This is a genomic window from Nocardiopsis sp. Huas11 (assembly GCF_003634495.1).
Lineage (GTDB): Bacteria > Actinomycetota > Actinomycetes > Streptosporangiales > Streptosporangiaceae > Nocardiopsis.
The window spans coordinates 6959029-6973316 of the sequence record NZ_RBKY01000001.1 but is presented as its reverse complement, the minus strand read 5'-3'; the positions used below and the strand labels follow the sequence as shown (position 1 = coordinate 6973316).

At 65.3% G+C, this 14288-nt stretch carries 10 protein-coding genes and 3 rRNA genes; 11 read left to right on the top strand and 2 right to left on the bottom strand.

Annotation, left to right across the window (positions count from 1 at the left end; translation table 11 throughout):
• Positions 1 to 23: 23 nt before the first annotated feature.
• Entirely contained in the window at positions 24 to 263 is a 240-nt protein-coding gene (locus DFP74_RS31160) for a hypothetical protein (RefSeq protein ID WP_121187344.1), read from the top strand.
• A 20-nt stretch (positions 264 to 283) separates the two neighbouring features.
• On the opposite strand, the gene DFP74_RS31155 is transcribed toward DFP74_RS31160, so the two are convergent.
• Both DFP74_RS31155 and DFP74_RS31150 read right to left on the bottom strand, forming a co-directional pair.
• Entirely contained in the window at positions 284 to 856 is a 573-nt protein-coding gene (locus DFP74_RS31155; RefSeq protein WP_121187342.1) for an isochorismatase family protein, read from the bottom strand.
• A gap of 105 nt (positions 857 to 961) precedes the next feature.
• Positions 962 to 2263 carry a nicotinate phosphoribosyltransferase gene (locus tag DFP74_RS31150; protein WP_121187339.1) on the bottom strand — a complete coding sequence of 434 codons (1302 nt, stop codon included), beginning with the start codon at positions 2261 to 2263 and terminating at the stop codon, positions 962 to 964.
• 158 nt (positions 2264 to 2421) lie between these two features.
• Here DFP74_RS31150 and DFP74_RS31145 point away from each other — a divergent pair, with 158 nt between their 5' ends.
• From DFP74_RS31145 to DFP74_RS31100, 10 genes are all read left to right on the top strand, one after another.
• Complete coding sequence (locus DFP74_RS31145) at positions 2422 to 2850, top strand: Mov34/MPN/PAD-1 family protein (protein WP_121187337.1); 429 nt, start codon at positions 2422 to 2424, stop codon at positions 2848 to 2850.
• A 90-nt stretch (positions 2851 to 2940) separates the two neighbouring features.
• On the top strand, positions 2941 to 3219 hold the full coding sequence (locus tag DFP74_RS31140) for a MoaD family protein (protein WP_121187335.1): 279 nt from the start codon (positions 2941 to 2943) through the stop codon (positions 3217 to 3219).
• Positions 3220 to 3255: 36 nt separating this feature from the next.
• On the top strand, positions 3256 to 4203 hold the full coding sequence (locus DFP74_RS31135; RefSeq protein WP_121187333.1) for a PLP-dependent cysteine synthase family protein: 948 nt from the start codon (positions 3256 to 3258) through the stop codon (positions 4201 to 4203).
• 415 nt (positions 4204 to 4618) lie between these two features.
• Positions 4619 to 5371 (top strand): MBL fold metallo-hydrolase, encoded by a 753-nt coding sequence (locus DFP74_RS31130; protein WP_121187331.1) that lies wholly within the window; start codon positions 4619 to 4621, stop codon positions 5369 to 5371.
• 253 nt (positions 5372 to 5624) lie between these two features.
• On the top strand, positions 5625 to 6344 hold the full coding sequence (gene rph / locus DFP74_RS31125) for a ribonuclease PH (protein ID WP_121187329.1): 720 nt from the start codon (positions 5625 to 5627) through the stop codon (positions 6342 to 6344).
• 56 nt (positions 6345 to 6400) lie between these two features.
• Positions 6401 to 7006 carry an RdgB/HAM1 family non-canonical purine NTP pyrophosphatase gene (gene rdgB, locus DFP74_RS31120; protein ID WP_121188633.1) on the top strand — a complete coding sequence of 202 codons (606 nt, stop codon included), beginning with the start codon at positions 6401 to 6403 and terminating at the stop codon, positions 7004 to 7006.
• Positions 7007 to 7884: 878 nt separating this feature from the next.
• A 16S ribosomal RNA gene (locus tag DFP74_RS31115) occupies positions 7885 to 9417 on the top strand.
• Positions 9418 to 9760: 343 nt separating this feature from the next.
• Positions 9761 to 12852, top strand: a 23S ribosomal RNA gene (locus tag DFP74_RS31110).
• A 112-nt stretch (positions 12853 to 12964) separates the two neighbouring features.
• A 5S ribosomal RNA gene (gene rrf / locus DFP74_RS31105) occupies positions 12965 to 13080 on the top strand.
• The 16S, 23S and 5S rRNA genes sit together here, the layout of an rRNA operon.
• A 257-nt stretch (positions 13081 to 13337) precedes the next feature.
• Positions 13338 to 13970 (top strand): class I SAM-dependent methyltransferase, encoded by a 633-nt coding sequence (locus tag DFP74_RS31100; RefSeq protein ID WP_121187327.1) that lies wholly within the window; start codon positions 13338 to 13340, stop codon positions 13968 to 13970.
• Positions 13971 to 14288 lie beyond the last annotated feature (318 nt).

Sequence of the window (14288 nt, the reverse complement as noted above, 5' to 3'; positions counted from 1 at the left end):
GGTCGACGGGTAGATTCCTGCGCATGCCATGGGGAACCACCGCTCCGGAACGCCGGGGCCTGACCACACTGCCCGACGGGTGCGTGCTCGGTTGGAGCGAGTGGGGCGACCCCCAGGGCCGCAGGGGGGTGCTGGTCGTGCCGGGGATCGGCGGCGCGGTCCTGTGGACCCACGCCGAGCCGATCCTGACCACGCTCCTCGCACGCTCCCGGCGGTCCGGATCCACCGGACCGGCCGACGATGAGGGCCCCACCGCGCCGTGACGGCCGCGGGGCGTCGGCCCTCAGGCGACGACCGGCTCGCCCCGCAGCTCCACGCCGGCGTCGCGCAGCTGTTCCAGCGCGGACTCCACGGTCGCGGCCCCCACACCCGCCGTCAGCCCGAGCAGCACCCGCGTGCGAAAGCCCTCGGCGGCCGCGTCCAGTGCCGTGGCGCGCACGCAGTGGTCGGTGGCGATGCCCACCACGTCCACCTCGTCCACGTCGCGCTCGCGCAGCCAGTCCGCCAGGGCCGTGCCGTCCTCGACCGTGCCCTCGAAGCCGCTGTAGCCGTCGGAGTACTGCCCCTTGCTGAACACCGCGTCGGCGAGCGAGGCGTCGAAGCCCGGATGGAACTCCGCGCCCACGGTGCCCGCCAAGCAGTGCACGGGCCAGCTCGTGACGAAGTCCGGCTCGGTGGAGAAGTGCGGACCCGGGTCGATGTGGTGGTCCCGGGTGGCCACCACGACCCCGTAGTCCTGGGCACGGTCCCGAGCGTGGTCGGTCACCGCCGCGGCGGTGGCGGCGCCACCGGCCACGGCCAGGCTCCCGCCCTCACAGAAGTCGTTCTGTACGTCCACCACGATGAGTGCTCGCATGTGCGCATCCCTCCCCTTCACCGTCCAGTCTGCCCCGTGATCGCCTGAGTCACAGCACCCGTCTCCCGTCGCTTTCGGAACGGCGGGAATCCCTCCGCGGGGTCCTCAGCGGAAGACGGTCGGCAGCGCGGCCTCGCCGCGCGACATCCGCAGCGCCTCCTCCGGCAGCTCCGCCAGAGCCGCCCGGTGGCGCTCGCGGGCCCGGCCCACGGACTCCCGGCCCACCACCTCGCCGTCGGTGACCAGGGGACGCATCATCGGGCGCAGGCCCGTCTCCTCGGGCGGCAGGTGCGGGAAGACCTCCTCGGACACGGCCGTGCCCTTGTCGTCGAGCCGCCGGGCCCCCCACTTGCGGCCGCCCTTGCTCGGCTTGCCGACCGAGCGCTTGGCCACCGGCTCCAGCGACGCCCGGGGGTCCAGCGAGCGGCTCCGCGCCACCAGCTTGTACACCAGGGCCACGGTGGGCGCCCCCGACCCGGTCACCAGGGACGTTCCCACGCCGTAGCCGTTCACCGGCGCCACGGCCAGCGACTGCACCGAGTGCTCGTCCAGGTCCCCGGTCACCACGATCCGCGTGTGCACCGCCCCGAGCGCGTCCAGTTCCTTGCGGACCCGCCCGGCGGTCGCGGCCAGGTCGCCGGAGTCGAGCCGGACCGCGCCCAGGTCGGGGCCGGCCGTCTCGACCGCGGTGCGCACGGCGCGTTCGACGTCGTAGGTGTCGACCAGCAGCGTCGTGCCCGCGCCCATGGACTCCACCTGCGTCCGGAAGGCGTGCCGCTCGCTGTCGTGCAGCAGGGTGAAGGAGTGTGCGGCCGTCCCGCCCGTGGGCACGCCGTAGGTGCGCCCGGCCTCCAGGTTGGAGGAGGTCGCGAACCCGGCGATGTAGGCGGCCCGCGCGGAAGCCACGGCCGACGCCTCGTGCGTGCGGCGCGATCCCATCTCGATGAGGGGCCGGTCGCCCGCGGCCACGACCATGCGCGAGGCGGCCGAGGCGATCGCGCAGTCGTGGTTGTACACCGACAGGGCGAGCGTCTCCAGGATCACGGCCTCGGCGAAGGAGCCCTCCACCACCAGGATCGGAGAGCCGGGGAAATAGGTCTCGCCCTCGCCGTAGCCCCACACGTTCCCGCTGAACCGGTACTGTGACAGCCATTCGAGGGTCGGCTCGTCCACGACCCCGTGGTCGGAGAGGAAGTCCAGCTCGGCGGTACCGAACCGGAAGCGCTCCAGCAGGTCCAGGAACCGTCCGGTGCCGGCCACGACGCCGTACCGGCGCCCCTCCGGAAGCCGCCGCGCGAACATCTCGAAGACGGACCGGCGGCTCGCGGCGCCGCTGTGCAGGGCGCCCTGGAGCATGGTGAGTTCGTAGTGGTCGGTGAGCAGCGCGCTGCTGCTGTCCTCGCTCATGCCGACGAGCCTAAGGCGTCTTCGGTGGAGGCCGCCCGAGCGCGGGCGTGGCGGAGACCACGCCGCGGCGGGCCCGTACCGCCGGACCCGGCGAAATGGGAGCGAATCAACAATACCCATTTGGTTGGTAGGGATCTTCTCTTGGGTACCCTGGGGGCATGCTCAGCATTGATCGCTCGATCTACGACAAGATCGTCGCCCACGCCCGCCGCGACCACCCGGACGAGGCGTGCGGGATCGTGGCCGGACCGGAGGGCTCCGACCGACCCGAGCGGTACGTGGAGATGATGAACGCGGCGCGCTCGCCCACGTTCTACGAGTTCGACTCCACCGAGTACAAGCAGGTCTACGACCAGCTGTGGGACCGCGACGAGGACTTCGTGGTGATCTACCACTCCCACACGATGACCGAGGCCTACCCCTCGCGCACCGACATCACCTACGCCCAGTGGCCCCAGGCCCACTACGTGCTCGTGTCCACGCGCGAGCCCGACACGGTCGAGTTCCGCTCCTACCGGATCATCGACGGCGAGGTCACCGAGGAGCCGGTGGAGATCACCGGGCCCGCGGGCGAGACCGAGCAGTAGCCTCCGCCCCCAGGAACGCCGGCCCGGAATGGGCCCGGCGCACCCCCTGTTGGGACTGTACGCACGACAACGAACTCTGGAGACACCTTCATGGCCATCGAGGTCCGCATCCCCACCATCCTGCGCAACCTGACCGGCGACGCCAAGGTCGTCGAGGGCACCGGCGACACGCTCGGCGAGCTGTTCAACGACCTGGACGGCAAGTACCCGGGCATCGGCGAGCGCATCGTGGAGAACGGCAAGCTGCGTCGCTTCATCAACGTCTACCTCAACGACGAGGACGTGCGCTTCGTCGGTGGTCTGGAGGCCAAGCTCAACGACGGCGACAACGTCACCGTCCTGCCGGCCGTGGCCGGCGGAAGCCGATAGCTCCCGACGGGCAGCATCCACAGACCTAGGACTGGCATGCGCTACGACTCCCTGTTGGACTCCCTCGGCGGTACGCCCCTGGTCGGGCTGCCGCGGCTCTCCCCCTCGCCGGACGTGCGGGTGTGGGCGAAGCTGGAGGACCGCAACCCCACCGGCTCGATCAAGGACCGCGCCGCGTTCTACATGATCGAGCAGGCCGAGAAGGACGGATTGCTCTCCCCGGGCTGCACCATCCTGGAGCCGACGTCGGGCAACACCGGCATCTCCCTGGCCATGGTCGCCAAGCTGCGCGGCTACCGGATGGTCTGCGTGATGCCGGAGAACACCTCGGCCGAGCGCAAGCAGCTCCTGGCGATGTGGGGGGCGCGGGTGCACTTCTCCGACGCCGCGGGCGGGTCCAACGAGGCCGTCCGCGTCGCCAAGGAGATGGCCCGGGAGAACCCCGACTGGGTGATGCTCTACCAGTACGGCAACCCGGCCAACGCCCGGGCCCACTACGAGACCACCGGTCCCGAGCTGCTCGCCGACCTGCCGGAGATGACGCATTTCGTGGCCGGGCTGGGCACCACCGGCACCCTGATGGGGGTCGGGCGGTACCTGCGCGAGCACAAGCCGGACGTGCAGATCGTGGCCGCCGAGCCCCGCTACGGCGAGCTGGTCTACGGCCTGCGCAACCTGGACGAGGGCTTCGTCCCCGAGCTCTACGACGAGTCGGTCCTCACCACGCGCTTCTCCGTGCCCTCCGACGCCGCCCTCAAGCGGACCCGGGAACTCCTGGACCAGGAGGGCATCTTCGCGGGTGTGTCCACCGGCGGCGCTCTGCACGCCGCCCTGGGCATGGCCCGCAAGGCGGAACGGGCGGGGGAGCGCGCCGACATCGCGTTCATCATCGCCGACGCCGGATGGAAGTACCTGTCCACCGGCGCCTACGAGGGCACCCTCGAAGAGGCCGAGGAACGCCTCGACGGACAGCTCTGGGCCTGAGGCACGACGCCTGGGTCTGAGACACGACGCCGGCGGCCGGATCGGGCGCCACCGTTCCGGTCGCGCGCGAGGCCGGCACCCCCCGGGGTGCCGGCCTTCCGTGTGCGAGGGACGCGGCGGGGGAAGCGGGCTCAGGAGGGGGCCCAAGAGCGGGACCAGGAGCGGTGCCCAGGAGCGGGACCACCCGAAACGCGCGCCCAATGAACCGGACACCTATGGTCAATGTGTGTGAAAATTTCACACGTGATCCTCGTCGCCTGAGATGCGGGCCACATTTTGTACCACCCGGCCGGTCATTGGGGTACACCCGTAACAACGGGACATCCGCAGAACCAGCCGCCATCCGCACTCCCCGGACACGTCCGACGACGAGTGCCACGGACGCCGCGCGGCCCATCGAGAAGGCGACGACGACGTGCGACTCACGATTATCGGGTCCTCCGGGAGCTTCCCGGGGCCGGACAGCCCCGCCTCCTGCTACCTGGTCGAGGCCGGGGGGTTCCGCCTGCTGCTCGACATGGGCAACGGGTCCCTCGGCGCGCTGCAGCGACACGTCGACATCTACTCCGTCGACGCCGTCTACCTGAGCCACCTGCACGCCGACCACTGCTTCGACCTGTGCTCGTACTGGGTGGCCCGGATGTTCCCGCCGGGCGGGCCCAAGCCCCGCATCCCCGTCTACGGACCCAAGGGCGTCGCGCAGCGGGTCGCCGAGGCCTACGGCCTGGACCCGGACCCCGGCATGACCGAGGTCTTCGACTTCCACGAACTCACCCCCGGCACCTTCGACCTGGGCCCCTTCACCGCGCGCGTGGACACCGTCAACCATCCGGTGGACGCCTTCGGCATCCGCCTGGAGCACGAGGGGTCGAGTCTGACCTACTCCGGGGACACCGGGGCCTGCGACTCCCTGGTCGACCTGGCCACCGACACCGACCTGTTCCTGTGCGAGGCCGCCTTCCACGACCACGTGGAACACCCCAAGGACATGCACCTCACCGGCAGCGAGGCGGGCGAGCACGCGCGCCGGGCACGCGCGCGCAGCCTGCTGCTCACACACCTGGTGCCGTGGAACGACGACGAGGTCACCCTCACCGAGGCGCGCTCCACCTACGGCGGACCCATCGACCTCGCCCGCAGCGGCCAGGTGCACCCCGTCGGCGCCTGACCGGGACCGAACCCGACCGGCCCCGCGCCTGAGGGGTCCGCACTGGACCGGGTCGGCGCCCGACCGGGGCCGCATCCGACCGGGTGCGCGCCTGACCGGCACCCCGGGTGTGGGGTCCGCTCCCGACCGGGTCGGAGTCCGCAAGGCCCCGGCCCCGCGCAGGTGATCGCCTCGGGGATCCGCCCGACACGAGGGCGTGGCGACTTCCCGGCTCCCGCACCGGGCGGCCTCCCACGGATATACGCTCGATGACATGGCCCGACCTGACGGACGTGTTCCGACCCAACTCCGCCCTGTGACCATCACCCGCAACTGGCTGCGCCAGGCGGAAGGCTCCGTGCTCATCGAGTTCGGAGACACCCGCGTGCTCTGCGCCGCCACCGTCGAGGACGGTGTGCCCCGCTGGCGGCGGGGGACAGGCGAGGGGTGGGTCACCGCCGAGTACGCGATGCTCCCCCGCGCCACCGACACCCGCGGCGCCCGGGAGTCGGTCCGCGGCAAGATCGGCGGCCGCACCCACGAGATCTCCCGCCTCATCGGCCGCTCCCTGCGCGCCGTCGTCGACTTCAAGGCGATGGGCGAGCACACCATCACCCTGGACTGCGACGTGCTCCAGGCCGACGGCGGCACCCGTACCGCCGCCATCACCGGTGCCTACGTCGCGATGGCGGACGCGATGAAGTGGCTGCGCAAGCGCCGCAAGCTCAAGAACAACCCGCTCACCGGATCGCTGTCGGCGGTCAGCGTCGGTGTGATCCAGGGACAGCCGCGCCTGGACCTGAACTACCTGGAGGACTCGGTCGCCCAGACCGACATGAACGTCGTGCTGACCGGCGACGGCCGGTTCGTGGAGGTGCAGGGCACCGCCGAGGGTGAGCCGTTCGACCGTGACCTGCTCAACCAGCTGCTCGACCTGGCGGCCGGCGGCTGCGAGGAACTGACCGCCATCCAGAAGAAGGCGCTGTCGGAGTGACCGCCACGAACAGCGTCGGCTCCAGGATCGGCGGTGTTCCGCGCGAAGGGGGAACGGTGAAGATCGTCCTGGCGACCCGTAACGCCAAGAAGGTCCCGGAGATGCGGGCCATCCTCGCCGAGGCGGGGGTGACCGCCGAGGTGCTCGGACTCGACGCGTTCCCCGACGCGCCGGAGGTCCCCGAGACCGAGCCGACGTTCATCGGCAACGCACTGCTCAAGGCGCGGGCGATCGCCGCCCACACGGACCTGCCGGCGGTGGCCGACGACTCCGGCCTGAGTGTGGACGAGCTCCGGGGGATGCCTGGCGTCCTGTCCGCGCGGTGGGCGGGGCGGTTCGGTGGGCAGGACCAGGACCGCGCCAACCTCGACCTGGTCCTGGACCAGCTGGCCGACACCCCGGCCGAGCGCCGGGGCGCACAGTTCGTGTGCGCCGCGGTGCTGGTGATGCCGGACGGGACCGAGGTGGTCGCCGAGGGCGTGCTCCGGGGACGGGTCCTCACCGAGCGTCGGGGCGAGAACGGGTTCGGTTACGACCCCGCGTTCGTGCCCGAGGGCGAGAGCCGCACCACCGCGGAGCTGTCCGCGCAGGAGAAGAACGCGATCAGCCACCGCGGGATCGCCTTCCGCCGGCTCGCCGCGGACCTCGCGGAGATGGTCTGACCGGTCGCCGGCCCGGTACGGGAACGGCGTGACACCAGGTGCTCCGGGGGTCCCGTGCGAACACGGGGTCCCCGGGGGACTGGGAACCTCGGCAGAAAAATCCATCCGGATGTGTTTGGGGCCCAGGGGCGAGGGGGAGGACCACCCATGTCTGACAAGCAATCGCTAGACACCTAGACACCCGGTCCCCGGCAGGGGATCGAGTAGCCCGGAGGCGTCACTCCGCGGACCTGTCCCTCACAGGATGGCCGACGCGGAACGTCCCCAGCGACGGGGTCTCCTGCCGCACGGACGGATTTGACGCCGCCGGGTCCCTTGTCTAAACTTCACCGAGTCGCGACGGGACGGCGAGCGGCCCTCAGGGCCGAGCTCAGCACCGGACCGGACCACTTCGGTAACAAGCGACATCACCTCCACATCTGGCCGTACCGTTCCGAGCACTGTTTCGGGTCGGGTAGGCTCAGGGAGTTGCTTCAAAGGCCGGGCGAATTCGCCGGGTCGGAAGAAGTGAAAACGGGCTTTACCCCGATCAATTGCTCCGAAACCGCCGATTTGGCGGGGCACGGAACACCTGATAAAGTAAAGACACAACGAAGCGTCCAAGCCGCTCACAGCGGTGGAAACGCAGACAAGACAGCCTTCCACGGAAGAGCGAACGGGCCGGAAACGGCACCGGGGCTTGTACGGGATGAGCGGTTGCTTCTTGAGAACTCAACAGCGCGTGTTTGAATTTCTTTAAGCCATGTTTGTTTTGGCCCCGTCACACTTCGGTGTGAAGGGTTCCTTTGATTGGCCATCGTAAGATGGTCGGTCAGGATTACTTCTAGGTTTACCCGCCCAGGTACCGTCCGCGGTGGCCGGGTTAGGGTTGTATGACCTTTATGGAGAGTTTGATCCTGGCTCAGGACGAACGCTGGCGGCGTGCTTAACACATGCAAGTCGAGCGGTAAGGCCCTTCGGGGTACACGAGCGGCGAACGGGTGAGTAACACGTGAGCAACCTGCCCCTGACTCTGGGATAAGCGGTGGAAACGCCGTCTAATACCGGATACGACCGGCCACCTCATGGTGGACGGTGGAAAGTTTTATCGGTCAGGGATGGGCTCGCGGCCTATCAGCTAGTTGGTGGGGTAAAGGCCTACCAAGGCGATTACGGGTAGCCGGCCTGAGAGGGCGACCGGCCACACTGGGACTGAGACACGGCCCAGACTCCTGCGGGAGGCAGCAGTGGGGAATATTGCGCAATGGGCGAAAGCCTGACGCAGCGACGCCGCGTGGGGGATGACGGCCTTCGGGTTGTAAACCTCTTTTACCACCAACGCAGGCTCCACGTTCTCGTGGGGTTGACGGTAGGTGGGGAATAAGGACCGGCTAACTACGTGCCAGCAGCCGCGGTAATACGTAGGGTCCGAGCGTTGTCCGGAATTATTGGGCGTAAAGAGCTCGTAGGCGGCGTGTCGCGTCTGCTGTGAAAGACCGGGGCTTAACTCCGGTTCTGCAGTGGATACGGGCATGCTAGAGGTAGGTAGGGGAGACTGGAATTCCTGGTGTAGCGGTGAAATGCGCAGATATCAGGAGGAACACCGGTGGCGAAGGCGGGTCTCTGGGCCTTACCTGACGCTGAGGAGCGAAAGCATGGGGAGCGAACAGGATTAGATACCCTGGTAGTCCATGCCGTAAACGTTGGGCGCTAGGTGTGGGGACTTTCCACGGTTTCCGCGCCGTAGCTAACGCATTAAGCGCCCCGCCTGGGGAGTACGGCCGCAAGGCTAAAACTCAAAGGAATTGACGGGGGCCCGCACAAGCGGCGGAGCATGTTGCTTAATTCGACGCAACGCGAAGAACCTTACCAAGGTTTGACATCACCCGTGGACCTGCAGAGATGTGGGGTCATTTAGTTGGTGGGTGACAGGTGGTGCATGGCTGTCGTCAGCTCGTGTCGTGAGATGTTGGGTTAAGTCCCGCAACGAGCGCAACCCTTATTCCATGTTGCCAGCACGTAATGGTGGGGACTCATGGGAGACTGCCGGGGTCAACTCGGAGGAAGGTGGGGACGACGTCAAGTCATCATGCCCCTTATGTCTTGGGCTGCAAACATGCTACAATGGCCGGTACAATGGGCGTGCGATACCGTAAGGTGGAGCGAATCCCTAAAAGCCGGTCTCAGTTCGGATTGGGGTCTGCAACTCGACCCCATGAAGGTGGAGTCGCTAGTAATCGCGGATCAGCAACGCCGCGGTGAATACGTTCCCGGGCCTTGTACACACCGCCCGTCACGTCATGAAAGTCGGCAACACCCGAAACTTGTGGCCTAACCCTTCGGGGAGGGAATGAGTGAAGGTGGGGCTGGCGATTGGGACGAAGTCGTAACAAGGTAGCCGTACCGGAAGGTGCGGCTGGATCACCTCCTTTCTAAGGAGTCTTTCAAAGGCCAACTCTTTCCTATGGTTGGCCGGACTCGAAAGTGGACCCGGCCGGTACAGGTTGTCTGTGCTGGTGTCGGGAGTGGCTTGAAGGAATCGAACTTTGCTCCTGGTGACTAGAAGCGCCAGGGGGCGCGCTGTTGGGTGTCTGAGGAAGCAACCTCGACCATCGGACCTTGTGGGTCTGGTGGTTGTGTTGTTTCCCGCGGACCGCCTCTGAGAACTCTCAGGTGCCATCGGGACGAGGATCTCGTTTGGTGTGAGTGGTGTCGGGGTGTGCGGTTGGTGTTTTGATTTGTGAATAGTGTGCGCGAGCATCTTATTATCTGTAGTGGCCAAGTGATAGTGGCACACGGTGGATGCCTTGGCATCAGGCGCCGATGAAGGACGTGGGAGGCCGCGATAGGCCACGGGGAGCTGTCAACCGAGCTTTGATCCGTGGGTGTCCGAATGGGGAAACCTAGCCCGAGTTGTGTCGGGTTGCCGCCACCTGAATGTATAGGGTGGTTGGTGGTGACGCGGGGAAGTGAAACATCTCAGTACCCGTAGGAAGAGTAAACAAAAGTGATTCCCCTAGTAGTGGTGAGCGAACGGGGAAGAGGCTAAACCGTATGCGTGTGATAGACGGCAGTCGTTGCGTGTGCGGGGTTGTGGGGCGCATCTTTTCGGGTCTGTCGGCCCGGAGCGCTGATGCTGGTGATAGTTGAATCCGTTGGGAAGCGGAACCGTAGTGGGTGAGAGTCCCGTAGACGAAGTTGCCGGCTAGGTGTTGGTGTGTTCCCGAGTAGCGCGGAGCCCGTGAAATTCCGTGTGAATCTGGCAGGACCACCTGCTAAGCCAAAATACGTCCTGATGACCGATAGTGCACTAGTACCGTGAGGGAAAGGTGAAAAGTGCCCCGGTGAGGGGTCGTGAAATAGTACCTGAAACCGTGTGCTGTCAAGCCGTCAGAGCTGAAGCTTGTCTTTGGTGATGGCGTGCCTTTTGAAGAATGAGCCTGCGAGTCATGGTGTGTGGCGAGGTTAACCCGTGTGGGGTAGCCGTAGGGAAACCGAGTCTGAATAGGGCGTTTGAGTCGCATGCTGTGGACCCGAAGCGGAGTGATCTACCCATGTCCAGGGTGAAGCGGGGGTAAGACCTCGTGGAGGCCCGAACCCACCAGGGTTGAAAACCTGGGGGATGAGGTGTGGGTAGGGGTGAAAGGCCAATCAAACTCCGTGATAGCTGGTTCTCCCCGAAATGCATTTAGGTGCAGCGTCACGTGTTTCTTGCTGGAGGTAGAGCTACTGTTTGGCTGATGGGCCCTACAAGGTTACTGACGTCAGACAAACTCCGAATGCCGGTTAAGTTAGAGCGTGGCAGTGAGACTGCGGGGGATAAGCTTCGTAGTCGAGAGGGAAACAGCCCAGATCATCAGCTAAGGCCCCTAAGCGTGTGCTAAGTGGGAAAGGTTGTGGAGTTGCCCAGACAACCAGGAGGTTGGCTTAGAAGCAGCCATCCTTTAAAGAGTGCGTAATAGCTCACTGGTCAAGTGGTTCTGCGCCGATAATGTAGCGGGGCTTAAGTACACCGCCGAAGCTGTGAAGCTCAAGACTTGTTCTTGGGTTGGTAGGGGAGCGTCGTGCATCCGGAGAAGCTGCCGAGTGATCGTGTGGTGGAGGGTGTGCGAGTGAGAATGCAGGCATGAGTAGCGAAAGCAACGTGAGAAACGTTGCCGCCGATTGACTAAGGGTTCCTGGGGCAGGTTAATCCGCCCAGGGTGAGTCTGGACCTAAGGCGAGGCCGACAGGCGTAGTCGATGGATAACGGGTTGATATTCCCGTACCCGTGCACGAGCGCCCAGTACCGAGGCGACGGATGCTAACCACGCCGGCTCCTTCTGAGACCTTCGGGTCGAGGTTGTGGCTGGTCTGGGAACCGATGTTGTAGTAGGTAAGTGATGGGGTGACGCAGGAGGGTAGCTCTACCCGGCGGTGGTTGTCCGGGGGTAAGCGTGTAGGCCGGTGTGTTGGCAAATCCGCACACCGTGAGGCTGAGACGTGATGCCGAGCCGTTTTCGGTGAAGTGAGTGATCCCATGCTGTCGAGAAAAGCCTCTAGCGAGTTCGTGTGTGGCCAGTACCCTAAACCGACGCAGGTGGTCAGGTAGAGAATACCGAGGCGTTCGGGTGAACCATGGTTAAGGAACTCGGCAAATTGTCCCCGTAACTTTGGGAGAAGGGGAGCCCTGTCTGGTGATGGTCTTTACGGCCTGAGCTGGGTGGGGTCGCAGATAGCGGGGGGAAGCGACTGTTTATTAAAAACACAGGTCCGTGCGAAGTCGTAAGACGCTGTATACGGACTGACGCCTGCCCGGTGCTGGAACGTTAAGAGGACTGGTTAGTGGGTTTCGGCCTGCGAAGCTGGGAATCTAAGCGCCAGTAAACGGCGGTGGTAACTATAACCATCCTAAGGTAGCGAAATTCCTTGTCGGGTAAGTTCCGACCTGCACGAATGGCGTAACGACTTCCCCACTGTCTCAACCATGGGCCCGGTGAAATTGCACTACGAGTAAAGATGCTCGTTTCGCGCAGCAGGACGGAAAGACCCCGGGACCTTCACTATAGCTTGACATTGGTGTTTGGGATGGTTTGTGTAGGATAGGTGGGAGCCTGTGAAGTCGTCACGCTAGTGGCGGTGGAGGCGTTGGTGAAATACCACTCTGACTGTTTCGGGCATCTAACTTTGGACCGTGATCCGGTTCGGGGACAGTGTCTGGTGGGTAGTTTAACTGGGGCGGTTGCCTCCCAAAGAGTAACGGAGGCGCCCAAAGGTTCCCTCAGCCTGGTTGGTAATCAGGTGTTGAGTGTAAGTGCACAAGGGAGCTTGACTGTGAGACGGACGTGTCGAGCAGGAGCGAAAGCTGGGACTAGTGATCCGGCACCGGCGTGTGGAAGCGGTGTCGCTCAACGGCTAAAAGGTACCCCGGGGATAACAGGCTGATCTTCCCCAAGAGTCCATATCGACGGGATGGTTTGGCACCTCGATGTCGGCTCGTCGCATCCTGGGGCTGGAGTTGGTCCCAAGGGTTGGGCTGTTCGCCCATTAAAGCGGCACGCGAGCTGGGTTTAGAACGTCGTGAGACAGTTCGGTCCCTATCCGCTGTGCGCGTTGGAGACTTGAGAAGGGCTGTCCCTAGTACGAGAGGACCGGGACGGACGAACCTCTGGTGTGCCAGTTGTCCTGCCAAGGGCATGGCTGGTTTGCTACGTTCGGGAGGGATAACCGCTGAAAGCATCTAAGCGGGAAGCTTGCTTCGAGATGAGGTCTCCTGCCTCCTTTGAGAGGGTAAGGCTCCCTGTAGACGACGGGGTTGATAGGCCGGGTGTGGAAGCCCTGTGAGGGGTGGAGCTGACCGGTACTAATAGGCCGAGGGCTTGTCCGCTGCAGATAATTGGGTGCTCGCGCATATTTTTCACATTTCCTACGGTTTTCCCGTTGTGGATCTGGTTCCCCTTTTGTGGGGTTGAGCTGGGTTTGTGGTGGGTGTTTGGTTTCCGTGGTGGTTATGGTGGGAGGGTCACACCCGGTCTCATTCCGAACCCGGTCGTTAAGTCTCCTTGCGCTGATGGTACTGCCCTGTGGTGGGGTGGGAGAGTAGGTTGCTGCCACGGTTTTTTTTGGGGGAGGGGTCGCCTTGTGGGGTGGCTTCTCCCCTTTTTTTGTGCCCGGGTTTGTGCGTTTGTGAATTGCTGTGGGTGGGTGGGTGTTGGCGGGGGTGGGTGTTGGCGGGGGTGGGGTCCCCCCGTTTCCTATGGAACCGTGGTGGGGGCCGGCGGGCCAGGAGTGATCTGTTGCCTGTGGACAAACCGTGGGTGCGGGCTATGGGGGTGATCGCTCACCGAATTCGGTTCGGTGGGAGAATTCCGGTATGACGACAACGATTCCGGAGAACCTTCTCGCCGCCGCCGAGGCCGCGAAGGGCTTCATGCCCACCGACGAAGGCACGGCTCTCTTCGAGACCGCGTGCGAGTACGCCCATCTGGGTCCGATCGTGGAGATCGGCACGTACTGCGGGAAGTCCACCATTTTCCTGGGCGCCGCCGCACGCGCGACGGGCGGCAAGGTACTCACCGTGGACCACCACCGCGGGTCGGAGGAGCACCAGGAGGGCTGGGAGTACCACGACACCTCGCTCGTGGACGAGGAGACCGGGAAGTTCGACACGTTGCCGCACTTCCGCCGCACCATCACGGGGGCGGGCCTGGACGACGAGGTGATCGCCGTGGTCGGCCGGTCGTCCGATGTCGCGGGTGTGTGGGGGACCCCGCTCGGCATGCTGTTCATCGACGGCGGGCACAGCGAGGAGGCCGCACAGGCCGACTACGCGGGCTGGAGCCCCCATGTGGCTCCCGGGGGCGCGCTGGTCATCCACGACGTGTTCCCCGACCCCGCGGACGGCGGCCGGCCGCCGTTCAACATCTACCGCCGTGCACTGGAGTCGGGGCTGTTCAAGGAGGTGCGCGTGGTGGGGTCCATGCGCGTCCTCCAGCGGGTCGCCTGACGCGGAGACGAACCGGGCGCGGGGGCGCGCGACTCCGGGGGAGTTTCGCGTCACCCGCCCGTGTGATCGGGACCGCCGGCGACGCGCGTCGTTCCGTAAACCCGTGAACTCCAGGGCGAGGGCAATACACTCTTGCGCAGGGTAAGCCTTCGGTAAGAAGTTGCCGTGTGGTTATGGACTCGGCCTTGAGGCTGATACGGGCGGGTATCGTGGCGACGAGGGCGAAGCGACGTTGGCGAAATCCCCGAAATCCGCTTCGGCCCAGACTCGAACTGAACCGATCCGGGGTACCCGCGCGTCAAACACCAGGACGGCACG

Bases quoted from the DNA above. Each gene is read 5' to 3' on its own strand.
- DFP74_RS31160 (WP_121187344.1), top strand. From the start codon at position 24: ATGCCATGGGGAACCACCGCTCCGGAACGCCGGGGCCTGACCACACTG.
- DFP74_RS31155 (WP_121187342.1), bottom strand. From the start codon at position 856: ATGCGAGCACTCATCGTGGTGGACGTACAGAACGACTTCTGTGAGGGC.
- DFP74_RS31150 (WP_121187339.1), bottom strand. From the start codon at position 2,263: ATGAGCGAGGACAGCAGCAGCGCGCTGCTCACCGACCACTACGAACTC.
- DFP74_RS31145 (WP_121187337.1), top strand. From the start codon at position 2,422: ATGCTCAGCATTGATCGCTCGATCTACGACAAGATCGTCGCCCACGCC.
- DFP74_RS31140 (WP_121187335.1), top strand. From the start codon at position 2,941: ATGGCCATCGAGGTCCGCATCCCCACCATCCTGCGCAACCTGACCGGC.
- DFP74_RS31135 (WP_121187333.1), top strand. From the start codon at position 3,256: ATGCGCTACGACTCCCTGTTGGACTCCCTCGGCGGTACGCCCCTGGTC.
- rph (WP_121187329.1), top strand. From the start codon at position 5,625: ATGGCCCGACCTGACGGACGTGTTCCGACCCAACTCCGCCCTGTGACC.
- DFP74_RS31100 (WP_121187327.1), top strand. From the start codon at position 13,338: ATGACGACAACGATTCCGGAGAACCTTCTCGCCGCCGCCGAGGCCGCG.